General features: G+C 39.9%; 21 protein-coding genes. 8 read left to right on the plus strand and 13 right to left on the minus strand.

The window, feature by feature from the left end; translation table 11 throughout:
• Positions 1–17: 17 nt before the first annotated feature.
• From WJP93_RS06595 to WJP93_RS06610, 4 genes are all read right to left on the minus strand, one after another.
• Positions 18–2483, minus strand: coding sequence for a glycoside hydrolase family 2 TIM barrel-domain containing protein (locus WJP93_RS06595; protein WP_337547384.1), 2466 nt, complete (start codon positions 2481–2483; stop codon positions 18–20).
• A 26-nt stretch (positions 2484–2509) separates the two neighbouring features.
• The gene (locus WJP93_RS06600) at positions 2510–4105 is read right to left on the minus strand and encodes a glycosyl hydrolase family 28 protein (RefSeq protein ID WP_337547385.1); all 1596 of its coding nucleotides are present in this window, start codon (positions 4103–4105) and stop codon (positions 2510–2512) included.
• A 190-nt stretch (positions 4106–4295) separates the two neighbouring features.
• Entirely contained in the window at positions 4296–5201 is a 906-nt protein-coding gene (locus WJP93_RS06605) for a family 43 glycosylhydrolase (RefSeq protein ID WP_337547386.1), read from the minus strand.
• 30 nt (positions 5202–5231) lie between these two features.
• The gene (locus WJP93_RS06610; RefSeq protein WP_337547387.1) at positions 5232–6467 is read right to left on the minus strand and encodes an aminopeptidase; all 1236 of its coding nucleotides are present in this window, start codon (positions 6465–6467) and stop codon (positions 5232–5234) included.
• Between the two features lie 200 nt (positions 6468–6667).
• Between WJP93_RS06610 and WJP93_RS06615 the strand changes: the two genes are divergently transcribed.
• The 3 genes from WJP93_RS06615 to WJP93_RS06625 all read left to right on the plus strand — a co-directional run bounded on the left by WJP93_RS06615 (position 6668) and on the right by WJP93_RS06625 (position 9614).
• The gene (locus WJP93_RS06615; RefSeq protein WP_337547388.1) at positions 6668–7405 is read left to right on the plus strand and encodes an SDR family NAD(P)-dependent oxidoreductase; all 738 of its coding nucleotides are present in this window, start codon (positions 6668–6670) and stop codon (positions 7403–7405) included.
• Positions 7406–7446: 41 nt separating this feature from the next.
• Positions 7447–8064: a ThuA domain-containing protein gene (locus tag WJP93_RS06620; protein WP_337547389.1), complete on the plus strand. Its 618-nt coding sequence runs from the start codon at positions 7447–7449 to the stop codon at positions 8062–8064.
• A gap of 149 nt (positions 8065–8213) precedes the next feature.
• Complete coding sequence (locus WJP93_RS06625) at positions 8214–9614, plus strand: sodium-dependent transporter (RefSeq protein WP_337547390.1); 1401 nt, start codon at positions 8214–8216, stop codon at positions 9612–9614.
• 90 nt (positions 9615–9704) lie between these two features.
• Here WJP93_RS06625 and WJP93_RS06630 read toward each other — a convergent pair whose 3' ends face one another.
• The gene (locus WJP93_RS06630; protein ID WP_337547403.1) at positions 9705–11132 is read right to left on the minus strand and encodes an aspartate ammonia-lyase; all 1428 of its coding nucleotides are present in this window, start codon (positions 11130–11132) and stop codon (positions 9705–9707) included.
• 435 nt (positions 11133–11567) lie between these two features.
• Between WJP93_RS06630 and WJP93_RS06635 the strand changes: the two genes are divergently transcribed.
• Entirely contained in the window at positions 11568–12530 is a 963-nt protein-coding gene (locus WJP93_RS06635) for a LysR family transcriptional regulator (protein ID WP_337547391.1), read from the plus strand.
• Positions 12531–12623: 93 nt separating this feature from the next.
• On the opposite strand, the gene ppdK is transcribed toward WJP93_RS06635, so the two are convergent.
• The gene (gene ppdK / locus WJP93_RS06640) at positions 12624–15251 is read right to left on the minus strand and encodes a pyruvate, phosphate dikinase (protein WP_337547392.1); all 2628 of its coding nucleotides are present in this window, start codon (positions 15249–15251) and stop codon (positions 12624–12626) included.
• A gap of 345 nt (positions 15252–15596) precedes the next feature.
• Here ppdK and WJP93_RS06645 point away from each other — a divergent pair, with 345 nt between their 5' ends.
• From WJP93_RS06645 to aroC, 3 genes are read left to right on the plus strand one after another with little or no spacing between them, the layout of a single operon-like run.
• Complete coding sequence (locus WJP93_RS06645) at positions 15597–16040, plus strand: metalloregulator ArsR/SmtB family transcription factor (RefSeq protein ID WP_317259060.1); 444 nt, start codon at positions 15597–15599, stop codon at positions 16038–16040.
• Positions 16041–16056: 16 nt separating this feature from the next.
• A complete protein-coding gene (locus WJP93_RS06650) occupies positions 16057–16236 on the plus strand; it encodes a DUF4250 domain-containing protein (protein WP_337547393.1) in 180 nt (59 codons plus the stop codon).
• Positions 16237–16268: 32 nt separating this feature from the next.
• Positions 16269–17369, plus strand: coding sequence for a chorismate synthase (gene aroC, locus WJP93_RS06655; RefSeq protein WP_337547394.1), 1101 nt, complete (start codon positions 16269–16271; stop codon positions 17367–17369).
• A 5-nt stretch (positions 17370–17374) separates the two neighbouring features.
• On the opposite strand, the gene nudC is transcribed toward aroC, so the two are convergent.
• Entirely contained in the window at positions 17375–18295 is a 921-nt protein-coding gene (gene nudC, locus WJP93_RS06660; RefSeq protein ID WP_337547395.1) for an NAD(+) diphosphatase, read from the minus strand.
• Positions 18296–18421: 126 nt separating this feature from the next.
• Between nudC and WJP93_RS06665 the strand changes: the two genes are divergently transcribed.
• Complete coding sequence (locus tag WJP93_RS06665; protein WP_337547396.1) at positions 18422–19273, plus strand: N-acetylmuramoyl-L-alanine amidase; 852 nt, start codon at positions 18422–18424, stop codon at positions 19271–19273.
• A 54-nt stretch (positions 19274–19327) separates the two neighbouring features.
• Here WJP93_RS06665 and WJP93_RS06670 read toward each other — a convergent pair whose 3' ends face one another.
• The 6 genes from WJP93_RS06670 to WJP93_RS06695 form a co-directional block, all read right to left on the minus strand.
• Positions 19328–20200 (minus strand): ATP-binding cassette domain-containing protein, encoded by an 873-nt coding sequence (locus tag WJP93_RS06670; protein ID WP_337547397.1) that lies wholly within the window; start codon positions 20198–20200, stop codon positions 19328–19330.
• 3 nt (positions 20201–20203) lie between these two features.
• Positions 20204–20689, minus strand: a complete 486-nt coding sequence (locus tag WJP93_RS06675) for a transporter (protein WP_337547398.1) — start codon at positions 20687–20689, stop codon at positions 20204–20206.
• A gap of 167 nt (positions 20690–20856) precedes the next feature.
• Positions 20857–21927, minus strand: coding sequence for an ABC transporter permease (locus tag WJP93_RS06680; RefSeq protein ID WP_337547399.1), 1071 nt, complete (start codon positions 21925–21927; stop codon positions 20857–20859).
• Between the two features lie 116 nt (positions 21928–22043).
• Positions 22044–23222 (minus strand): HAMP domain-containing sensor histidine kinase, encoded by a 1179-nt coding sequence (locus tag WJP93_RS06685; RefSeq protein ID WP_337547400.1) that lies wholly within the window; start codon positions 23220–23222, stop codon positions 22044–22046.
• Complete coding sequence (locus WJP93_RS06690) at positions 23210–23884, minus strand: response regulator transcription factor (protein ID WP_337547401.1); 675 nt, start codon at positions 23882–23884, stop codon at positions 23210–23212. The genes WJP93_RS06685 and WJP93_RS06690 overlap by 13 nt, the downstream gene beginning before the upstream one ends.
• Positions 23885–24106: 222 nt before the next feature.
• Positions 24107–24655, minus strand: coding sequence for a hypothetical protein (locus tag WJP93_RS06695; RefSeq protein ID WP_337547405.1), 549 nt, complete (start codon positions 24653–24655; stop codon positions 24107–24109).
• Between the last annotated feature and the right edge of the window lie 993 nt (positions 24656–25648).

Below are 25648 nucleotides of genomic sequence, written 5' to 3' on the forward strand. Positions count from 1 at the left end.
TCATCTTCTTACTTTTATTATTTCTCGCACACTTCAATGATGGTCTGTGCCTGACGCAGTCCATCTCCGAACGCATGCACACTTACTCTTCCTGGCTTGCAATAAAGTTCAAGCATTACGCTTGCACAGCCATGATACAAATGAACACTGTCTTCCTGATATGGCTCATTGCTGCAGATATCACCATTATCAACACCAACTATCTTCGCTGCTCCTTCTACTGCAAAGTGAACCTTTCCGCTCTCACGAAAACACAAATTGCCATTTTCATCCACAGCACGAACTGTCAGCAATAAGTGCTGTTTCTTCTCTGGCATACCCAAATTTACCGTACTTACGCATTCCTTATGATCACACTCCTGGTCAAATGCCAGTGCGACTGCCATACCTGGTGTCACCACTTCATGGCGGCAAACTTCCTTACCGTCTTTATAACCAATAGCTGTTACATTTCCCGGCTGCCATGGCAAAAATCCTGTGATGATACCGTTTTTGCACTCAGATGGGCGCGGAATGAAAAATTGCTTTCCATTTAAGAACAGATGAACCTCATCACAATTTGACGCAATCATATACGGAATCAACGTCTTTCTGAATTGTGGGAAATGCCAATGATCTGCATAGATTGGACTGTCCCAATGCTCCTTTACTCCTTCATCGTCAAGTGAGTAATCCATAACAGAAAAATGGACAACAGGTTCTTCACTCCAGATGCTCTTTAACATATAAGCAACTGGACGATACTCATTGTTTGTGCGAATCAGTGCACCACTCCAACCCTTTGCAGGATACCCCATAGACTCGCCAAGATAATCATATCCTGTCCAGATAAAGCTTCCTATACAATAATCGTACTCAAAAGGAATTGCTGACGGAATCTGTTCTGTAAAGTTTTGCATTTGATCATAATGACCGCAAAAATATTCATATACCTCGGTTCCTAAAATCAACTTATTTGGAATCTGTTCATGAATCAGCTCATACCACTGCTCCTGATAATTACATGAAATGATATCGACAATTTCTGCGATCTTTGCAATGCGGCTGACACGCTCCTTAGCATCGTAAATCTCTGTGTCGCTGACTTCGTCAACAAACTGCTGAATATCTTTGATCTTACTCAAATCAACATTGCTCTCCCGCTTAAAATGAGGATTCATTGCATATGTGATTGTACGCGATGAGTCGAGGCTGCGAACCTTATCGGACAGCTGTTTTAAAATCGCAAGCATAGAATCCTGTCCCTGATTTTCAACTTCATTTCCAACACCCCAGATCACAATACTTGCACGGTTACGGTCACGCTTTACCATTGCCTCAACATCTGCTTCCCAGTTTTCGTCAAAATAACGTCCGTACAGTCCGCCCTTCCATTTATCAAAACATTCCTCATACACATAAAAGCCCATTTCATCACACAAATCAAGAAAATCCTCTGAGTAGGTGTGATGTGCTGCGCGGATGGCATTGCAGCCAAGCTTCTTTAAATGAGTAAGACGCTCTCTCCAAATTTCTTTTGTCACAGCTGTTCCAAGGCAGCCTGCCTCTTGATGAAGACATACACCCTTTAACTTAGTCGAAACACCATTTACAAGTAGTCCTTTCTTTGTATCAAATATCACTTCTCTAAGACCTATTACAAGTGATACACTATCGCTTTCTGTAGAAACAGTCAAACGATAAAGATTCGGATTTTCTGCTGACCAAAGCTTTGCATCTTTAATATAGAAGGTAAGCATTCCATTCGCTCCCTCTGCAATGAAAACTGATTGTTTTGAGTCTTGTGTAATTGGACACATAATTCCCTGAACAGCACTGCTCTGTCCAGTCTCGACCTGAATGGCGGCAGTGAATTTTGCAGCACTCTCTGTTTCTTTTGAATCCTTTGCACATTCTGTTTCTACGATTTTTTCTATTTTGCTATGTACTTGAATATTCCACAAATCAAGATGATTTTCTGGAACAATACGAAGTGTCACGTCGCGGTAAATTCCGCATCCGCTATACCAGCGGTCTGCCGGTGAAACAGAATTATCCACACGCATCAACAGCTCATTGTCACCACTCTGCACAGCATCTGTAATATCCATCTTAAATGAACTGTAGCCATATTTGTGACTGCCAATTTTCATACCATTTACCCAAAGCACTGCGTTTTCATACACACCGCCAAAATAAAGAAGATAACGTTTACCTTTCTTCTTTTCCTCAATATTCAGAGTCTTCTTATACCAGCCAATTCCCCAGCGGTCACGAAAGCCCTGTGACATTCCATCTTCCATTACTTTATTAAATGGCCTGCTTACTGCCCAGTCATGTGGAAGGTCAACTTCTGCAAATTGCAAGTTTTCCAACTCTGTGCGAACATCTTCCCCTGACTGTTTTCTTTGTAATTCTTTTTTCTTTGCTGTCTTTGCATCAATTGGTGTGCATGGCAAAAGTGCAAACTGCCATCCACGATTGATTAGCTTTTCTTCTCTCATTATTCTGCATCTTCCCTTCTGTTATCTTAAAAGTTTAGCGACACATCCTCACATCGCTTGATTGAAATATTGCCAGCAGTATCCGCTCCCTCTTTTCCAAAACGAATATCAGTGAACTTAACACGCTTAATCTCGTGTCCCGGCTTGTCAAAACCGCACAGTTCAATCACATCGCATTCATGCCATGCTGCTTCGTGATCCTGATAGGTACCGGTCAAACGAAGATTATCAAATGTGCAGTCAGTAAAATACGGCTGGTCTGGTCCTGCAATGCCGTCATCATTGTAGCCAACGCTGTGCATCAGAACACGTGGAAATACGCTGTCATATACATGAATTTCCTTTACATATCCGCCGCGCTTTGCTGTACCCTTGATCTCAAAACCACACAGCGCTGCCTCCATATCGCAGTCCCAGATTTTTACATCCTCTACACCGCCTGACATCTCACTTCCAATTGTAATGCCATGACCCATTGTACAGCGACAGTCAAACACACGAACTCCTTTTGTCGGAATGTTCACTTCATTTCCCTGTGGATTCTTGCCTGACTTGATAGAAACAGAATCGTCTCCTGTATTAAATACGCAGTCAAAGATTACACAATCCAAAGATGAATCCGGATCCCAGCCATCTCCATTCCAAATGCCATGAGAATAAAATGTACATCCATGTGTTACAACATGATCACAGTAGATCATATGAATATTCCAGCAGGCACCATCACGAAGTGTAACGCCTGCTAACTCTACATTTTGGCAGTTGCTCATATTAATCAAGCGTGGACGCACTCTCGCCGGGATCGTCTCTGGCTTCTCGCATTCCTTGATCTTATCGCCAAGCGATGCCAGATAATCTTTTAGATTTTCTGCCTCAGAGGCTATAATACGTTCTGCTAACACTCGACCGCCGCTTGCAATAGTTCCTTTTCCACGGATGGCTACATTTTTGCAGGCAAACGCACTTTCATAATCAGCTCTATGATTTCCATTTGGATCAAGTGCACCTATATTTAACAAACTGCTGTAGCACTCCATCTCAGTTCCCTCAAAACGACTCCAAATTCGTGGAAGATAATCTTCTGGATTAGCAGTTCCCTGAAGGATGGCGTCCGCATCTAAATACAATTCCATATCGCTGTGAAAACGCAGCGCACCTGTCATAAAAGTACCGCTTGGAATCAGCACGCAGCCATCTTTTGGGCAATCATCAATCGCTGACTGAATTGCTTTTGTATTTAATGTTTTTCCATCTCCAACTGCATTGTATGGTGCCTTTGTGATATCAATTACAACGCTTCTGTTAAATGTATGCATTATAATCGTCTGCTGTTTAATTTCCTTCTCAGTCTGCACCGACTTGCTTCCATCTTCAATAAGCGCCATATCAACTTGATAAATTCCTTTTACTAAAATCTCATACTCCGTATTTGTCTGTAAATTTTCTATTGTGTAATGCGTCTTTTGCGTGCTGCCAATTAATGTAAAATCAGCCTCCGTCTGATTCGCACCTTTCAAAAAGATTTCGTATGTTGTTCCAAATCTTCCCTGTGGACGCTCCCAATAAAGTGTAATACTGTCTGTTGCTGCCTCAGCTCGCAGCATTGAAAAATTCTCTCCCATAAAAATCACCTTTCCAATAATATTTTTATCTTGTTAGCATCATTATATGGCAATTTTTATGATATTTCTATAGCCTAAAATTTTGACATTATGCACTTTCGACTATTTTCCCCTTATCTGCAAAAATAGGTGCACAACCAGATTTTTTCTGACTATACACCTATTAAACAATTTTATTTATTTTTGATTTTTACTTAAACTCCGCAGTATCCTGATAACTCATTTCAAGTCCATCTTCTGTTTCCTTTAATGGATAAACAACATAACCAGACTCAAAATATTTGTCACCATCACCGCCCCAACGGTCTCCTACATACAAAAGCTTTCCATTTACGTTTAAAAGGAATGCGGACTGACTGTCATATGTTGTCTCGTCACCGATTTCTTTTAATGAACTCCAGCGTCCCTCGATTGAATCAGCCCATGCATATTTGCCCTGGTTTGGCGCCCATCCGGTACAGAAAGATGAAATCATATAATAATGATATTTTCCCTTAATTACAGCTGGTGCCTCACGATACTCGCCCTGCCACAGACGATGAACAAGACAATCTACATTCATATAATCATCTGATAAACGATACACATGAAGATCGGCATTATCTCTCGATGCAGAAATAAAATATGCAGTTCCATCCTCTTCCTGATAAAGTGTGCAGTCTCTTGACATATAACCATATGGATTGAAATGACCATGATAAGTAAAATCACCATCTGGTGTATCACATGTTGCAATAGCAACTGCTGCATCAAGATAATTTTTTCCATTTTCAAAATGAGCCCACATAACAAATTTGTTTGTCTTCTTATTATATAGTACCTTTGGACGCTCCAGATTTACCTTTTTTCCATCCTCAGTAGTCAGCATAAGCGTTGTACGCACGCGATAGCCTTCCATCTTCGAATTTGTCGTCAGAATATGATTTCTAAACTCCCAATCTGTCAAATTCTGTGAACGATAGCAGCTGACATAGAAATTATTTCTTCTATCCTCACCGTACCAATAATAATAGCCCTCATGGAAAATCATATATCCTCCATGTGCGTGAAGCGGATTTCCCTGTGTATCCTTCCATACAATTCCATTCTTTAACATCTTTTTCTCCTCTTTCCTTTTAATTATAAATTAGAATACAAAATTTCCGTGATCAAATACAGTTACTGTACTTCCATCCTGACAAATACCTTCGATATGCATCTGTCTTGATCCAAACATGAAATCTACATGAGTCATAGATTTATTTGCACCTGCTGCAGCTAATTCCTCATCTGTCATCTCAGTTCCGCCCTTTACATTCATAGGATAAGCGTCTCCCAATGCCAGATGGCAGGATGCATTCTCATCAAATAAGGTATTGTAGAATAAAATTCCAGTATTTTTGATTGGAGAGTCATAGCTGATCAATGCAACCTCGCCTAAATAGCAGCTTCCTTCATCAAATTCAACAAGACTCTTTAATACATCCTGTTCCTTCTTTGCACCGTAATCAATAACCTTGCCATCCTTAAACTCCAGCCAAAAATCTTCAATTAATTTTCCCTGATAGCTGAGAGGCATTGATGCATATACCTTTCCATTTACACCTGTCTTAAGCGGCATACAGAAGTTTTCCTCAGTCGGCATATTCGGGTTGAATAACACTCCCTTTGTGGAATACTCACAGCCGCCGCCCCAGATATGATTTTTAACAAGCTCTACTGTCAAATTAGTTCCAAGCTCATTTGTAAAATGAAGTGCCTTGAAATTATATTCATTTAACTTCTTTGAATGACCAAGAATCTCTGCATTGTGTTTATTCCACTCTTCTACTGGATCATTCTCCTCATTCACACGCACACTCATTAAAATAGCATCCATGAGTGCCTCAACTGCTTCGTCTTCTTTTTTGTCTGGAAATACCTTATTAGCCCAGCCTGCTGATGGCAATGCCACGATACTCCACTGACCGTCATTGTTCATCGTGTATTTCTTTAACGGTGCATTCTTTTTGCTATATGCAGCCTGAACACGCTGAATCTTCTCTGGATCAATGTCCTTCATCAGACCTGGTGTATCAGAAATCACATGAAGATAGCAGCAACCTTTTTTATGTTCCCAGTCTGTCATATCGTACTTCCACTGAGGAGTCTCCTCTAATGTCTCTGTACTTGCATACTGATAATTCATCAGATTATCCTGCTCATCATGCCAGTTTATTTTAACGTATCCGGCACCAGCCTCATATGCTGCCTTTACGCACATTCTTACAAACTCATAATCAGTTACGGATGCGCTGATTACAAGCATCTGTCCCGGCTGAACATTTACGCCGCTCGCTACTGCCAGCTTTGCGTACTTTTCCATTACTGCCTTACTAGCCATTTTTCTAACCTCCCTATTTTGCCTCATAAAGAGACATACTCATTCTTAGTATACCAGATATCAGCAGAATTGGGAATATTATAGAAAATTTTTGGAGAAAATTTGTAAACTTTCATCATTTTGATAAGAATACGCATTGACTTCAAGTGGCCTTGAAGCAGTATAATAAAGATACCAATTATTGAAAGGATGGATTTTTTATGAAAACAATTTCTCCAGAAGTAAAAACTGCACTCGTAACAGGAACGGATCATGGTGTTGGATTTTCTCTTACAAAAAAGCTGCTTGCACGCGGTTATTTTGTAATCGCAGTTCGCAGAGATGAAACAGAAAAGCAGATTGATGCTTTACAATCTTTATATCCCAATCAAATGGCAATTGTCTGTGCCGATATCGGAAGTGATGAGAGTGTTTTGAAAGCTTCAAATGATATCAAAAACTTGACTGATCACATTGACCTGTTAATCAACTGTGCCGGAATCCTTGGTGACATGAACAAAAATCTCGGTGATGATCTTGACTTTGATGAAATAATGCGCGTGATAAATGTAAATGCCATCGGCACGCTTCGCATAACCAATGCTCTTTCTTCACTTGTATTAAACAGTAGCGAAAAAACTATTGTAAATATTTCTTCTGAGGCTGGAAGCATTGCCGATTGTGAACGCACTGGATGGTTTGGCTATTGTATGTCTAAGGCCGCCAACAACATGCAGTCTGCTCTTGTTCACAATAATATAAGAAAGCTTGGAGGCAAGGTATTTGCGATTCATCCAGGTCATGTCGCTACCTATATGCGTGGTCATCTTGACACGACTGCAAAGATCACACCAGATGTTTCTGCAGAAGGAATTTTACATGTTGTTTTGGATACTCCTCATCCAATTAATTCGCGCCCACTTTATCTGGATTACACTGGAAAAGAACTTCCGTGGTAAGGCAAACATTTATTTAAGTAAAATGAAAGGATAACAAACTTATGAAAAAGAAAATTCTTGTAATAGGAAATTACAATGACGCAATCTATCATGGCTTAGCAGGTGTTGACAAGCGCCTTGCATCTATTTTATCAGACTATGAGCTAATTTGTACTGACGATACGTCAAAACTTCTCACCTTAGAAAAAGATCATATTTCAGGTATCATCTCTTATCTTGATATATGGAAATCAAAGCTTTGTGATGACGAAGCTAACGCTTTCGAGCACTTCGTAGAAAACGGCGGCGGTGCACTTTTACTTCATAATGGAATTAGTATTCAAAGTCATGATCGTCTTCTAACACTTGCTGGCGCAAAATTTCTTGGTCACCCACATCATGAAGTTATCCGCTTTGAGCCGTCTGCTCATCCTGTAACAGAAAGCTGCAAAAGCTTTTCTCTTGATGAAGAACCTTATCAATTTGAGCTTGTGCCAGATAACAAAGAAATAATCCTTACCTACCAGTACAAAAATCAGAAATATCCTGCCGGATGGTGTAAAAACTCAGGTAAAGGACGTCTGATTTATCTTTGTCCTGGTCACACGCCTGAAATTTTTGACTGCCCACAATATCAGCAGCTTATCCGCCAAAGTATGGATTGGACGCTTGGCAACTGAAATAGGTTAAAATAGATCAAGTACTTTTTTGGCATTTTTGCACAAAAGCAGTTTTTTAAATATTTTCGTCACTTGTAAAGAACAACATTCCATGATATGATAGTTCAAGGTTCTTAACCAATATTACTATTTTATATTAGGGGTGTATTATGCAGCAAAAAAAGAATAGCTTCAGCGGCTCGATTGGTTTTGTCCTTGCAGCCGCCGGAAGCGCAGTCGGTGTCGGAAATATTTGGCGCTTTCCTTATCTTTGTGCCAAGGATGGTGGAGGATTATTTTTAATCATTTATCTAGTTTTAGTTCTCACATTCGGTTTCGTCCTTCTGACAACTGATATCGCTATCGGACGAAAAACAAAGAAAAATGCACTGAATGCCTATGCCGCAATAAGTAGCAAATGGAAATTTCTTGGATATCTTACTTTCCTTGTTCCTGCACTGATCATGACCTACTACTCTGTAATTGGAGGCTGGATCGTCAAATATTTAACTGCTTATGTAGTTTCTGGAACAGAGGCTCCTGCACAAGATGGCTATTTTACTTCCTTTATCACATCAACTGAAGCGCCTATTGTATTTATGTTTATTTTTCTTGCGTTGACTGCATGGGTTGTTTATCTTGGTGTTGAAAAAGGAATTGAAAAGTATTCTCGTATTTTAATGCCGATTCTGCTTATTTTGATTATCGGTATTGCAATCTTTTCCTTAACGCTTTCTTATGAGACTGAAGATGGCACAGTCCGTACTGGTCTTCATGGTTTAGCAGTCTACCTGATTCCAAATGTTAAAGGTCTTACTGTTAAGCGTTTTCTGGAGATTTTGCTTGATGCGATGAGTCAGCTTTTCTTCTCCTTAAGTGTTTCTATGGGTATCATGATCACCTATGGCTCTTATGTAAAGGATGATGTAAATTTAAGCAAGTCCATCAACCAAATTGAGATCTTTGATACCGGCGTTGCCTTTTTATCTGGTCTTATGATCATTCCGGCTGTGTTTGTCTTCCTTGGAACTGACGGTATGACCTCAGGTCCTAGCCTGACCTTCCTTTCACTTCCAAAGGTATTTGCTTCAATGGGAGCTGCCGGTCGTTTTGTTGGAATTGCATTCTTCTTGATGCTTGGCTTTGCCGCACTTACTTCATGTGTCTCTGTCATGGAAACACTAGTTGCAAACTGCATGGAGCTGTTTCACAAATCAAGAAAGAAAATGTGCGTCATCATAGGTACCTACTCTCTTATAACTGCAGTTATTATCTGCCTTGGCTACAACGTGTTCTATTTTGATTTGAAGCTTCCAAATGGTTCTGTTGGACAGCTGCTTGATTTGGCTGACTATATCAGCAACAGCTTTTTAATGCCGTTTATCTCGCTGCTTACCAGCATTTTGATTGGCTGGGTTATTGGACCAAAGTGGATTACAGATGAAGTTACAAAAAATGGTGAGTCATTTAAACGCGAAAAACTCTATGGAATTTTAATGCGCTATGTCGTTCCTGTTGTAATGTTAGTTCTGTTTTTCATGTCTACTGGACTGTGGGATATCATTTTTTAATAAAGCAAACTTCTTTGTATAATTAAGAGGATATGAGAAAATCACTCATATCCTCTTTTAAAATCCCAACATCATTTACATGTAAAGCATTCAAATTTTGTTTACTGTCTTTCCAGAAATTCCAGGCTCTGTCATCTGGACTGGATCCATAATCTCATCCATCTGCTCCTTTGTAAGAAGCCCCTTCTCAATGATAAGCTTTCTTACGGACTCACCTGTTTTAATAGCTTCTTTCGCAATCTCAGCTGCCTTCTGATAACCAACATACGGACAGATTGCAGTGATAATTCCAACGCTATTCTCAACAAAATAGCGGCAGCGGGTTTCATTTGCAGTAATACCGATTACGCAGTTATCTACAAATGTATTTACAGCATATGCAATCGTATCAATTGACTGGAACAGACAATAGAAAATAATTGGCTCAAATGCATTCAGCTCTAACTGTCCTGCTTCTGCTGCCATTGTAATTGTCATATCGTTTCCAATAGCATTAAATGCTACCTGATTTACAACCTCAGGAATAACTGGATTTACTTTGCCTGGCATGATGGAAGAACCATTCTGCTTTGCTGGAAGATTAATCTCTCCAAAACCTGCTCTCGGTCCCGAAGACATAAGGCGAAGATCGTTTGCAATTTTTGACAGTGTAACTGCACATGCCTTTACTGCACCAGATACTGCTACGAAAGAATCAAGGTTCTGAGTTGCATCAATCAAATCATATGCCTGCACCAGATCCATGCCGGAAATTTCGCTTAAGTTTGGAACAATGCGTCGAAGATAAGATTCATCTGCATTTAATCCAGTACCCACTGCTGTACCGCCCATGTTCAAGGTGCGCATCTCATCCATTGCCTTATCCATACGATTCAAATCTCGTAAAATTGCAACACTGTATGCCTTAAATTCCTGTCCCAGACGAATCGGAACTGCATCCTGTAGCTGTGTTCTTCCCATTTTGATAATGCTATCAAACTCATCTGCCTTCTGCTCTAAAGCACTATGAAGACGAAGCAGCTGCTTTTTAAGCTTCTTTAACAGGCGAAGTGATGTCATCTTTCCTGCTGTTGGAATAACATCATTTGTAGACTGTCCGCAGTTAACATGATCATTTGGATTAACAACGGAATAATCACCCTTCTTTCCGCCTAGAATCTCAATTGCTCTATTTGCAATAACCTCATTTGCATTCATATTTAAAGAAGTTCCTGCACCACCCTGAATCGGATCAACGATAAAATCCTCACGAAACTTTCCTTCAAGAATCTCATCACATGCCTGAACGATTGCCTGTGTACGTCTCTTGTCAAGAAGACCAGCCTCACAGTTTGTGATAGCTGCTGCCTTCTTGATGTAAGCCAAGCTGTTAATAATCTCTGGGTGCATATTTAATCCTGTAATATGGAAATTCTCTGCTGCACGCAGTGACTGTACACCATAATAAACGTTTTCAGGCACATCCTTAGTTCCGATTGAATCCTTCTCAACACGAAACTCCATTTCATTTTCTGTCATATCATTCATCCCTTCTGCTTCCTTATATACCTTTTCATTCATTTCTTATTTCCTCCACTTTATCCCTAATAGCACTTTGGAAGTTGTAGTTCACGTGTCATTTTACGAAAGCCCTTCGGTGTAATGGTTTCGTCGCCGGACCAAACTCCGCAGGCTCCTGTTATGTTCTTTCTTGTTATACATTACTTTGAAAGACCTGCTTCAAGTGTCCGGCTCGTGAAATCCATTCACCTTAGTGCTTTGCTATAAATATTGGCTGAGCCGTGAACTGCAATCTTTGGAATATTTTTAAGATTTAATATCTTACCCTTGTCTTAATTATAGATTGTCAGTATAATATAATCAAATACATATACTTTTATAGTTATTATAGTGTTTAAGTTATAGTATTTTTAATATTTTTTACAAAAAAAACACGATAAGGATGGTATTTTTATGTTTCATGGAATGGAATATGTTTACCAAGTTTACAAGGATAAAAGTTTTTCAAAAGCAGCTGCGAACCTTTTTATTTCACAGCCTTCTTTAAGTGCTAATGTAAAACGCGTAGAAAAAAAGGTTGGTTTTCCTATTTTTGACCGCAGCACAAAGCCGCTTTCTTTGACGGAGTGTGGAAAAGAATACATCCGATGCGTTGAAGAAATTCTCGCAGTGGAAAAGGGATTTTCGCAGTTTGTCTATGATTTTGACAATTTGGAAACAGGAACTTTAACGCTTGGCGGCAGCAATCTGTTTTCATCCTGGATTTTGCCATCTCTCATCTCAAACTTTGCACCACGCTACCCAAACATTAGAATCAATTTAATTGAAGAAAATACAACACAGTTAACTGAACTTTTGCAGAAGGGTATTGTCGATCTGATTTTAGATAACACAACTCTTGACTCTGCTGTCTTTGACAGCAAATTATATAAAGAAGAACATCTTGTGTTGGCAGTTCCACACTCTTTTTCAATCAACAGCGAATTAACCTCCTTTCAGATTCCAAATGATCTGATTGAACGAAAAGATTTCCAGATGGATTCTGTGCCAGTTGTTCCGCTTCGTTTATTTTCAGATCTTCCATTTATTATGCTGCGAAATGAAAATGATACCGGAAGACGTGCCCGCCTAATTTGTCAGGACAGCAATTTCAAACCCAATATCATTTTAAATATGGATCAGCAGATGACTGCTTATAACATCTGCCAATCTGGTCTTGGAATCTGCTTTATCGGTGATATTATTTTAAGCCGTATTCCGCGCAACAAAAATGTAGTCTATTATCGGCTTCCTACTCAGCACAATACAAGACGCGTCTGCTTTTATTGGAAAAAAGGACGTTATTTTTCGCGCGCCATGGAAGAATTTTTAAATGGCTGCTGTCGTATTGATGAATCTTCCAGTGTATTTACATGAATAGTTGAGTGCTCAATTCTCATAAAAAATGGGCTGCAACCTGTTTTCACAGATTACAGCCCATTTTTATTTTTACCTTAAAAGGTTACTTAATTACTTATTGTTTAATGCAGCCTGTGCAGCAGCCAGTCTTGCGATCGGCACACGGAACGGTGAGCAAGAAACATAGTTTAAGCCTACCTTATGGCAGAACTCTACGGAGCTTGGATCTCCACCGTGCTCACCACAGATACCGCACTTTAAGTTTGGTCTGGTAGCGCGTCCCTTTTCAACTGCCATCTTAACCAGCTGGCCTACGCCCTCCTGATCAAGTCTTGCAAATGGATCGGACTCGTAGATCTTAGCCTTGTAGTAGGAATCTAAGAACTTACCTGCATCATCACGAGAGAAACCAAAGGTCATCTGAGTCAGGTCGTTTGTACCAAATGAGAAGAACTCAGCTTCCTCAGCGATCTTATCAGCGGTCAGTGCGGCACGCGGAATCTCGATCATGGTACCGATATGATACTGCATGTCGGAATTCTTTTCCTTCTTAACCTGCTCTGCAACTTCTACAACAACGTCCTTAACGAACTTCAGCTCTTTCTTCTCGCCTACTAACGGAATCATGATCTCTGGAACGATGTCATAACCCTTCTCCTCTGCAACTTCGATAGCAGCTTCCATAACGGCTCTTGTCTGCATCTTAGCGATCTCAGGATAGGTAACAGCCAGACGGCATCCACGATGACCCATCATTGGGTTGAACTCATGCAGGGAATCACAGGTAGCCTTTACTTCCTCAACGGTCAGGTTCATATCCTTAGCCAGTGCTGCGATATCTTCCGGATCGGTAGGAACGAACTCATGCAGCGGCGGATCCAGGTAACGAACTGTCATCGGACGTCCCTCAAGAGCCTCATACATAGCCTTGAAGTCAGCCTTCTGGAACTGAAGAAGCTCTGCTAATGCAGCCTCTCTCTGCTCAACAGTCTTGGAAAGGATCATCTTACGGATCTTCGGGATTCTATCCTCACCGAAGAACATATGCTCAGTACGGCAAAGACCGATACCCTCTGCACCAAGTCTTACTGCATTTAAAGTATCTGCCGGAGTATCTGCGTTTGTACGTACGGACAGCTTTCTGAACTGATCAGCCCAAGCCATAACACGTCCGAAGTCACCACCTACAGATGCCTCAACGGTCTTGATGTCGCCCTTATAAATCTTACCAGTAGTACCATCCAGAGAAATGTAATCTCCCTCATGGAATGTGTAGCCACCTAACTCGAAGGTCTTAGCCTCCTCGTCGATCTTGATCTCGCCGCAGCCAGATACACAGCAAGTACCCATACCACGTGCAACTACTGCTGCGTGAGATGTCATACCACCACGAACAGTCAGGATACCCTGAGATGCATGCATACCCTCGATATCCTCTGGAGAAGTCTCAAGACGAACCAGGATAACTCTCTCGCCTCTGCCGCCCTTACCAGCAGCCTTAGCCTCGTCTGCAGTAAAGTAAACCTTACCAGCAGCAGCACCTGGAGATGCCGGAAGTGCAGAACCGATAACCTCACCTGCCTTTAATGCAGCGGTATCGAATGTTGGATGAAGCAGCTGATCAAGAGACTTTGCCTCGATACGGCATACAGCTTCCTCAGGAGTAATCTGTCCCTCATCTACAAGGTCACAAGCGATCTTGATAGCAGCCGGAGCGGTTCTCTTACCGTTACGTGTCTGCAGGAAGTACAGCTTGCCTTCCTCGATGGTGAACTCCATATCCTGCATATCATGGAAGTGATTCTCAAGATTTGTAGCCAGATCCATGAACTGCTTGTAAACTTCTGGCATAGCCTGCTCCAGAGTAGAGATCGGCTGTGGTGTACGAACACCAGCAACAACGTCCTCGCCCTGTGCGTTTAACAGGTACTCACCGAAGATACCCTTTGCACCAGTAGATGGATTACGTGTAAATGCAACACCTGTACCAGATGTCTCACCCTTGTTACCGAATACCATGGTCTGTACGTTTACAGCGGTACCCCAGTCACCCGGAATATCATTCATACGACGGTATACGATAGCACGCGGATTATCCCAAGAACGGAATACAGCCTTTACAGCCTCCATCAGCTGTACAGTAGGATCCTGTGGGAACTCACTTCCCATAGCATCAAAGTAAACCTTCTTAAAGCGAACAATCAGTTCCTTTAAGTCATCAGCGGTCAGCTCTACATCGTAGGTTACACCTTTCTCAGCCTTGATCTCATCGATGATCTTCTCAAAATGGCTCTTCGGAACCTCCATAACAACGTCAGAGAACATCTGGATGAATCTTCTGTAAGAATCGTAAGCAAATCTTGGATTGCCAGTCTTCTTTGCGAAGCCTTCAACAGATACATCGTTCAGACCCAGGTTCAGGATGGTATCCATCATACCTGGCATGGATGCACGTGCACCAGAACGAACAGAAACAAGTAACGGATCCTCTACGTCGCCTAACTTCTTGCCATTGTACTCCTCTAACCACTTTAATGCATCAAAGATCTGAGTCTGAATTTCATCAGAAATCTTCTTTCCGCAGTTGTAATACTCGGTACATGCCTCAGTCGTTACAGTGAAACCCTGTGGAATCGGCATGCCAAGACCGGTCATCTCAGCCAGGTTGCAGCCCTTGCCTCCGAGAAGATTTCTCATAGAAGCATTGCCTTCCTGGAACTTGTAAACCCACTTAGCCATTATAAACCTCCTAAAAATAAGGGATTGCTCCCGGTTTTCTTTTGTGTCCAAACAGACCTTTACTGTTTTCACAGACACTCTGTTAATATTATAACATAATCTGGCAATTAGTAAAGTGGAAAATCCTAAAAAATCTTGTATTTTTATTTTTCCTATAGTAAAATAGATGACATGGCTAGATGATTCTTATTTTTTTGTCAATCAATCTTGCTAATTTGCTGTATTTTGTGAACGTATATTTGTTTTTTTATAAAAAACTTCATTAAAACCCTCATTTGCAAAAACAGCAATCTCATACTTGTGTCTGCTTACACCAGCAGATTACGGAAAGGCATGGTAATTTATATGACAACTCCAATTCTCCCACATAATCATGGGGATATCCATAACGTTCTTGAGGCAATGCCCTCTAAAGATACCTGTGCAGATATGGCCAGTGCCTTCAAACAGCTTTGTGACGGTACACGTCTTCAGATCTTCTGGCTGCTGTGTCACAGTGAGGAATGCGTACTTAATATCTCTGCTGCTGTCGGCATGAGTGCTCCCGCTGTCTCCCATCACCTGCGCTGTCTAAAAGATGCAGGGCTGATCACAGGAAATCGACATGGAAAGGAAGTACATTATCACATTGCCTCCACCACACAGGCCGCGCTCCTTCATCACTTTGTTGACAGCTACCTGCATACCAGCTGTCCCGGTGAATTTGACAGTCAGGGAATTTCGCACTCACAGACTGAACATTTTCAGCATGAATCCTGTTCATGCGGCTGCTCACATTCTGACAATTAATAATAGGAGGCTTTTCATGACCGTTTTACCTAAAGATCCAGTAATTCTTTTAAGCTATATCAATACGCAGCTTCGCGATTTTTATCCAAGTCTTGACGAATTATGCATCAGTCTAAACGCAGACAAGCAAACACTCTGCAACACACTCGCTCAAATTGATTATTATTATGATGAGACATCCAATCAGTTTGTTTAAAACTGATTTTTTGCACAGAAAGGCAGGTTTTTATGGCAGGTTCATCCTTTGGCACTATTTTTCGTATTACTACTTGGGGCGAGTCACACGGTCCGTCAATCGGCGTTGTCGTTGACGGCTGTCCGGCAGGGCTTTTTCTCTCAGAAGAAGATATCCAAATGCAGCTAAACCGCAGACGTCCAGGACAATCACGTTACTCTACCCCACGAAATGAGGCAGATCGTGTTCATATTCTCTCTGGTATATTTGAGGGACGCACAACTGGTACACCAATTGCTATGGAAGTAATCAATGAGACACAGCGCTCTAAAGATTATTCCGAAATTGCAAATAGCTATCGCCCTGGTCATGCAGATTATACATTTGATCAAAAGTATGGTTTTCGCGATTATCGCGGCGGCGGACGCTCATCCGGTCGTGAGACAATCGGACGTGTGGCAGGTGGTGCTGTGGCTATGAAGCTTTTAGAGCAGCTTGGCATTTCTATTACTGCCTATGCCTCATCTATTGGACCTGTTGCAGCTAAAACATTTTGTCCAGAAGAGATTGACAACAATCCATTCCATCTGCCAGATGCAGAAGCTGCTGCAATGGCACAAAAATATGTTGACCGCATGATTGAAGAAAAGGAATCCTCCGGAGGTGTAATCGAATGCCGCATCACAGGTGTTCCAGCTGGCCTTGGCGATCCTGTATTTGAAAAGCTTGATGCTAATCTTTCTAAAGCGCTTGTCTCTATCGGTGCTGTTAAGGGAATTGAAATCGGTGATGGCTTCGCAGCAGCACATGCTGTCGGCTCAGAAAACAACGATTCCTTCTATATTAATGAGGATGGAAATACCGCCAAGAAAACCAACCATGCAGGCGGCATTCTGGGCGGCATAAGTGATGGTGATACCATTATTGTTCGTGCAGCAGTTAAGCCTACACCTTCGATCTTCCGTCCGCAGCAGACAATTTCACGCAATAAGGAACCGATGGAACTGACGATCAAAGGTCGCCATGATCCTTTGATTGTTCCTCGTGCTGTTGTTGTCGTTGAGGCGATGTGTGCGCTTACCATTGCAGACAGTCTGCTTCTCAATATGACAGCGCAGATGGACGGTGTGCTTCGCTTCTATAATAATAAATAATCTCATCATACATCCTTGTGATCACGAAAATAACATATCATCTCATTTGTCAGGCTCAGGTCATCGTAAGAATCCTGAGCCTGATCAATTTTGTCGCGCTCGATCCACTCGGCAACAGAGAGTTCTTCCTTATCAAGACGAATATCTTGTTCGCCATCAGCCTCACAGAAAAATCCAGTCAGAAGCGTGTCTGTAAATGACCACGGCTGGCTCTTGTAATAGCGAAGATTCTTTACCCTAATACCTGTCTCTTCCATTACCTCTCTTGCTACTGTCTGCTCAAGTGTCTCTCCAATCTCGGTAAAGCCTGCTACAAGTGCATATCTGGTATACGTTCTTCCTGCATACTTTGTCATAAGAAGCTTTGACCCCTTCGTTACAGCAATAATAACTGCCGGATTTATGCGCGGATATACTCGGCTGCCGCACTTCTCGCAATAAAGCATACGCTCCTTATGATCTTTCTTTAATAAGCCACCGCAGTGACCGCAGTAACGATTGTTTCTATACCAGCCATCAAGCTGAAGCGCCGTAATTCCAGCAAAAGCAATAAAACGAGGCATTATCTCACGCATATCACGTCTGTTTTTCCATGCTCCCGTAAGTCCTTTTGTATTTTCAAGTGCCTGTAAGCGATCTGATGGACCAGATGTCATGTTGCTCTCATCCTCAATCAATCCCGTATCGTCCTTCCCTGTCATCTGCTTTAAAAAATAATGTCTTCCGTCAATGGCAAATAAATAAACAGCACCATAAAGCGGCTCTGCAAGCTCCTTGAATGTTGGTATGTACCAGCTGTTCTTTTCTTTTTTATCTTGGCATAACAGCACTGTTCCATCCTTTATGCAAATACAAAAATCTGTGATTTGTGGCTGATATTCAATGTAATGATTATCATATTGATGTGGTATAATATCCTGTATCATGTTTTTCTCCTCCTGCAAATATCCTATCACAGTTACAAATCATATGCAATTAGTTCTGTTTAAACAGGAACCACAACATATAAACAAACATATCCTATAAGGAGCAAACTTTTTGAGGATTCCTACATGCCAACTGTTATTATTGATCCCGGCCACGGCGGAATGGATCCCGGTGCTGTCTATAAGGGAAGACAGGAAAAAGATGATAATCTTAGACTGGCTCTTGCTGTCGGTGAACTACTCTCTCAAAACGGTGTTGATGTTTTGTATACACGCACAGATGATGTTTATGACAGTCCTTACCGAAAGGCAATGATTGCAAATGAAAGCGGTGCTGATTATCTAATATCCTTTCATCGAAATGCCTCTCCAATTGCCGGAAACGCATCTGGCATCGAAACACTAGTCTATGCTGACCGCGGCGTAGCTGCACAAATGGCACGCGATATTAACAGAGAGCTTGCCGCACTTGGCTTTCGCGATATTGGCGTAATTGAGCGCCCTGGCCTTGCGGTGCTTCGTCGTTCTCACATGCCTGCTGTTTTAATTGAAACTGGTTTTATCGACAATGATGCTGACAATCTAAAATTTGACGAGGAGTTTGAGGAAATAGCTGCTGCAATTTCAAATGGAATACTGGAAACACTTAAAAATGAAGGTCAGCTACCTGATTCAATCTCATCAGCATCTTATCCTCCTGAAATCTCCAACAACACTCAAAATGAACGGCCGCCTTCTCCTCTATCTGACAATACACCTGCCTCTAAACTTTACCGTGTTCAAGTCGGTGCATTTAAAAACAGAAATTATGCCTACGAATTAAACTCCCAGCTCACAGAAGAAGGTTTTCCAGCTTTTATTTTAATGGACGGCGACTTGTATAAAGTTCAAGTTGGTGCATTCTCTCGCCTCGAAAATGCAATCCGCATGGAATATCGTCTGCGTGCTGCTGGGTATGACACCTATATTACAACATGACAGTCATTGCAAGAAAGCAAAAAATGGCCCGCCAAACAGCGGGCCTTAATAATTCTAGCTATTCGTCAAATAAATATATGCATCTTCCAAAGTGATATCATTATCCGGGACACAATTTTCATTTGGCTTTTCTTTGCTTAATACTTTCATATGAATTCCATTTTTTACATACTGCTTAGATGAAATAGAATAATTGGCTTCTAACAAACGGGCTTCTTCTGCATTTTGTACCGTACAATTCCAAACACAGCCCTTTGCATTTTCCAGCAACCCACTCACGCTTCCAGAATATAAAAAACTTCCTTTTTTCATAATGGCAAGCTGTGTACAGGTTGCTGCTAAATCTTCTACTACATGAGTGGAAAACAGCACCGTTCTATCCTTTGAAAAATCAACCAGAAGATTGCGGATCCTTATTCTTTCTTCCGGATCTAACCCGGTGGTAGGTTCATCAATAATCAAAAAATCAGGATTATTAAGAAGTGCCTGTATGAGTCCGACACGTCTCTTCATACCACCAGATAATTGCCGCATTTTTTTATTCTGATGCTCTGTAAGAGAAGTCTTTTCCAGATAATATGTAATTCTTTGTTCGAGGTCATTTCTGGATACTCCTGACAGTCCCCCCATATATACAAGACATTCTTTCACCGTAAGATTCGGATATAAGTCGATTTCCTGTGGAAGATAACCAATCTTTTTCTGTATTTTCTCATAATTTCCCTCGTTATACAGAATTCCATCAAGCGAAACCATTCCTTCCGTTTGTTTTAAAACGGTTGTAAGAACCCTCATCAAAGTGGTTTTTCCAGCACCATTCTCACCCAAAAGTCCGTAAATTCCCTTAGGTATTTCAAGAGATGCCTTATTTACTGCAACTACACCATTTTTAAATCTAACTGTTAAATCATTTATTCTAATACTCATAATCTATCCTCTTTTCTTTAAAGCCATTGGTAATACTGCAAATAAAAACAGCCCCACTATAAAAGACACAAGCGTTCCATAAATCCAACTCTCGGACATTAATTGATTAGGTTCACAAGAGCTGAAAGAAAACAATCCCAGATTCCCGAAAAATGAACTGCCCTCTTTCGATATAAGACCAATGACAATTCCAAATAAACATCCTATACCTGCCCACATATTTCCAAGCAATGTACATAAAATCACAGAGCATATACTCCAAAGCCAGATGGTTCCGAACATTGCAATGAAAAATAAAAGAAATATCTGAGTACCCGAAACGCCTTCGTTTACACTGCCCGGTTTTTGCCAGAAAAACAAAACATATCCAACACAGGAAAGTATTAATAAATATAATATTTGAACGCACACTCTCTGTGATATTACTTTTAACTGCTTTTTTTGATCATACAAATGAAATACATCGGCACGCTTACTTTTTACTTCCATCAAATACGTGTCACTACAAAAAATAATTGTTAAAAATGCTATTGGAGACTGAATCGCTGAACCGATTTCTTCATAGTATACAATCGGATGAATAGCACACAATATCAGTATAAATGCACATGAATAAAAAATCTTATATAACGACAGGCAGTTTTTTAGTTCCGTTTTCAATGAACCCTCCTCCTTTTCCAGATTGTAACAGAAATACATACTAATATAACAGATGAAATCACAAGCATAATCTGATTTATATTTGACATTTTGGCTGCATGTGTTTCAAAAAATCTGCCAGGGAATCGCACCATAATAGAGAACGGTCTCATATAATAAATATCATTCTTCATGGTCAGCATATTTGAATATATAATGTGTAAAAACAAGATTGGTGCTGCCGGAAGCGGATTTTTAAATATTACTGCTGTAATTGTATAGACACAACATATCATCAAAAGATTCGGAATAATATAGATCAGAGAATTCACGCAAAAATCAATTGGTGTTACTGGAAAGCCCGATTCTAAAGACGTTTTCAAACACAGCATAAAGAATATAACATTCAAAATCACTAATACTCCCAGCATACTAATGAATCCGCTTATTACTTTCCCACATATATATTGGACTGCCGTAACAGGCTTTGTATGTAATAATTCATAGGTACTTTTTCGTGTATCCTGAATAAATAAAAATGATAGCAAGACTGTTGCAAAAAAGGCCATATGCAATCCTGCAAAATCCGTGAACTTTTTTGCAAAGTACCAGGAAAAAGAATGTTCGGATAATTTCTGTTCGATATAATGATTGATTTCTTCTGCTGTCCCCTTATGAATTTCAAGGTCTTCATAAGCATATGTTGCGTTATAATAGCCATATTGGGATTCCAAAAACTCCGAAGCAGTCTTTACATCCATATTCTGAATTTTTTTCACTACATCATCCGCTTCTTGCCTGCTAAATCCAAAACCATTTTTGGAGGTGTCCATTAAAGTCTCTCTGATCGTATCTTCCCACTCCCTTCTTCTTTCCTTATCATCAGATGTTGGAATGTAACCATCCATGACATCGGCATCTCCCAATGCTACATCATTTTGCGTAACCTGTTCATTCGGTTTGATATAATGAATTTGCAAATACGATGACAGACATTGATACATACTGGCAACTATAATAATCAAGCCAATCCATAAAACAGGGTTCTTTAAATAATCAAGTATACTTCTTTTTATGATTGTTTTCATTGTATCTCTTCCTTTCTTTATTTCTTTAACAACATCATACAAATCAATTCTCAATAAATTCACAACAAAAAAGACTAAAACCACTTTATTTATGATTTTAGCCTTCTAACATATTTTTATTCAGCTTTAAAAAGAGCTTCTACATGAGCACCGCCCTGTCTGGCATTATATATTTTCAAATTTCCTCCATGCTTTTCACAGAAAATACGAGAAATATACATGCCAATACCAAAATGCTTTAAATCATCTTGTGGATTCTTATGATAAAACGGCTCTGTTACTTTTTCCTCAGTATCTACAAATCCTATTCCATCATCTTCAACAGAAATTATAAGAAAACCATTCTTTTTCCTTATCTGCAGAGCAATACTTTTTTGCGCATATCGAACCGCATTTTCCAATAAGTTATCTGTCACTTCCATGACAAGTTCCTCATCCACTTTCACAACGTTTTGTTCCTGTACGCTTTCTACCTTACATAGTTTACTTTCCTTCTTGGACAGCATGACAGCTTCTGTCTCAATCTTTTTTGCTAGCTCCGATAATACTATCTCTGAACATTGCAGTTCCCTCTGTTCTAAATTGGACATTTTTCTCATGTTTTCCGTGAAATGCTCTATACGGTCAATCTGATACATGCCTGTTTGTAATATATCAATAACATCCTCTGTTTTTATACTCTCAGCAGATACAAACTCTAAGAGCATTTCCTGATACCCACGCAATATGGAAAGTGGAGAACGTATGTCATGTGCAATTGCATTCCGCAAAGCCTTCTCGTCATCAATCATTCGCCACATCTTTCTGTTGTTATCTGCTAAAGCACTTCGCATCATTTCAAATTCTTTACACAAAGTTCCCATCTCATCTTTATTTTCATAGGACACATGAAAATCCAGTTCATTATCCGCAATCATTTGTGAGGCATCTTTTAATTCCTGCAGAGGTGTCTTTAACTTGTTTTTATAAAAAAAGAATACCGCAGCAACACTCCCAACAATTGAAAAAATCAATACTGAATATGTTTCCATAAAGTCACACATTTCCGAAAGATGATAGTCCAAACGATTCATCTGCGATTGATTAGGTCTTGATATCTCAATCTCGTATTTCTTTCCATATTGCTGAAACACGTCCGTATAATCTGCATAATCAATATATTTTTCCCATATTTTATTCTGCATATTTCTTGCAAAATGAACTGTAAATCCAGATAACAGAAATGTTGCCGTTAAGCTGATCACAAAATAAAGCAGAATTGTTTTTTTCAGTGACAAGTTTCTTATTTTTTCCATCGGTATCCAATCCCCCATACAGTTTCTATGTATTCTTTTTCTGAATAATCCGCTATTTTTTTCCTTATACGCCGTACTAATTCCGTTATCGTTCTACTGTCCCCTTGTGCATCATATCCACAGACTTGTGCATATATACGTTCTTTATCAAACACCTGCCCTGGATGCATGGATAAGAATTCAATAATCTGATATTCAATTTTTGTGAACTCCATCCTGTGTCCAGCTATAGCTACTATTTTTTCAGAATAATCAATCAACATTTCATCCATGAAACGGTATTTTGTTTTTTGTTGATGCCTCTCTTCTCTCTTTATGTTTGTAACAATCCTCGCTTCCAACTCCCGAAGACTAAACGGTTTTGTAATATAATCATCCCCGCCCGAAAGCAGCCCATTAATTTTATCATCTTCATCAACTCTTGCTGTCAGAAATAAAATTGGACATAACACTTTACTGCGTATCAGACGACATACTTCAATCCCATCCATGCGTGGCATATTGATATCCAATAAAATAATATCCGGTTTCATTTTTATTTTATTTAATGCTTCCATTCCGTCTGTAGCTGTAATGGTTTCATATTGTTTCATATTAAAATAACTACAAAGCATTTTCACCAATTCTTTATCATCATCGACAACTAAAATCTTGTATTTCATCCAAACCACCTCCAGTATCCATATTATACGATAAAACACAATAAAAACACAACAAGAGGGGCTAAAATAATCGAATGTAACAATTCATGCCGAAAGGATACAACCATTAGGTCTATCACTTTCGGCATGAATCATTAACATCACTATTTTCTTTCTTCCACTCTTCATATTGAGCTGAAAAATCTGTTAAAATATCCTGGTAGCTTGCTTTCACTGTTATAATTATACACGCTTATAAATTATTGGTTCATCATATCCAAAAATTCTCTTTCCATTAACTTCCATGCTTTCCGATACTTCCAGAAAATTGTCGGAAAACTTTTCCCAAAGTTTGAATGTCATTACTGGAGAGAACTGGCTTGTGCTGCCTCCTTCCCAGATTCCGTCCTTTTCATGATAAAGTGCCGGGGTAAATTTTTCAGATTTTTCTAGTTTAGAGTAATCAACATTCTTCATAGAATCATATGAAAATGTATTTTTATCTTCTCCTTTGGGAATTTCATAAGAAGAAAGTAAAATTCCCTGTTCTATTTCCGTGATAAGGAAAAGATGTGGAGATGCATGACGTTTCCCATTAATTTCATAATAACTCTCTTCAACAACAAATTTTCCTTTGAAATCTTCAGGAAGGTTATTTATTTTGTCATTACAGATTGTATTTACATGTTCCGCATATGGATATATTTTCCCTTCTGCCTGCATCTTATTAAATTGATCCTTATTATCAAAATGTCCTGTCATCATTCCTACAAAATTTTCAAGTTTCATAATATACTTTACCTCCAGATATTTGCCTAAACATATTGTGTATTCATCGCAAGTACAACTTTATGTATCTTACTTACAACATTTTCCAGTTATCTTGTACTATTTTTCTTTTGAACTCGCCATCGCAGCAATATCCAATGAATATGATCGTCCCTCTCCCACAACAACATAATCCGGATTTACATCATTCATTGTGATACCTACATCTTGAACAACCCCGCCCGACGTGTCGGACGAGGATTCCATTGCAGCCGTCAGGATTTCTCACCTCGGGCTGTTTTGGAATCGCGATTTAGTCCAGCGTTACGCTTTTCCTGACTCCTCAGACATCTTTCGGTGCTTCGCAAGACAGGAACATGATTGCTCCAGTGCCGTCCATCCACTCCCACATTGTATCATACAATTGACACACATCCAGAAAGTGGTAACAAAAGAGCAAGGGCCAGTTTATCATACAAACCCATTCCTACCAAGCCAATCGTATAGGCTGCGGCCTGATGGATGGACATTCCATATCTTCGCATGAACAAAAACTTGCCCATCTGACTTGTATAAGCAGGATGTAGCGTTTGTCCGAATTGATTGTTCTTGACAGCTCCATACAAATTACCTCGATTGTAAATCAGTCAAAGGTTGCAATATCCTTTTAAATATGTTATTATTATAGCACATTTAATAAGATATTGCAAGTGTCGATTGCAAAAAAGAATGGAGGCTTTTATGGACGATTTTAACAGAAAACGACATTTGATTTTCTATCTGCAGAACATTTTATGACAGCATATACAAATGAGCAATCTTAAAAAATAATAGAAAAAAGCACTGTCTCATCGAGCAACGACCAGACAACGTTTTTTCCTGTCAATTCTAATTTATGTCTGATGAATCTGTTACTTCATCTGCAGTGATTCTTTTTTCTGCTTTCAGTTTCTTATTTGCACCTTCTACATTCATTCTTGAAAGTACAAACATAATCAATACATCAAAGATTAACGG

The sequence above is a fragment of the Anthropogastromicrobium sp. genome (assembly GCF_037349415.1).
GTDB classification, from domain to species: Bacteria; Bacillota; Clostridia; order Lachnospirales; family Lachnospiraceae; genus Anthropogastromicrobium; species Anthropogastromicrobium aceti.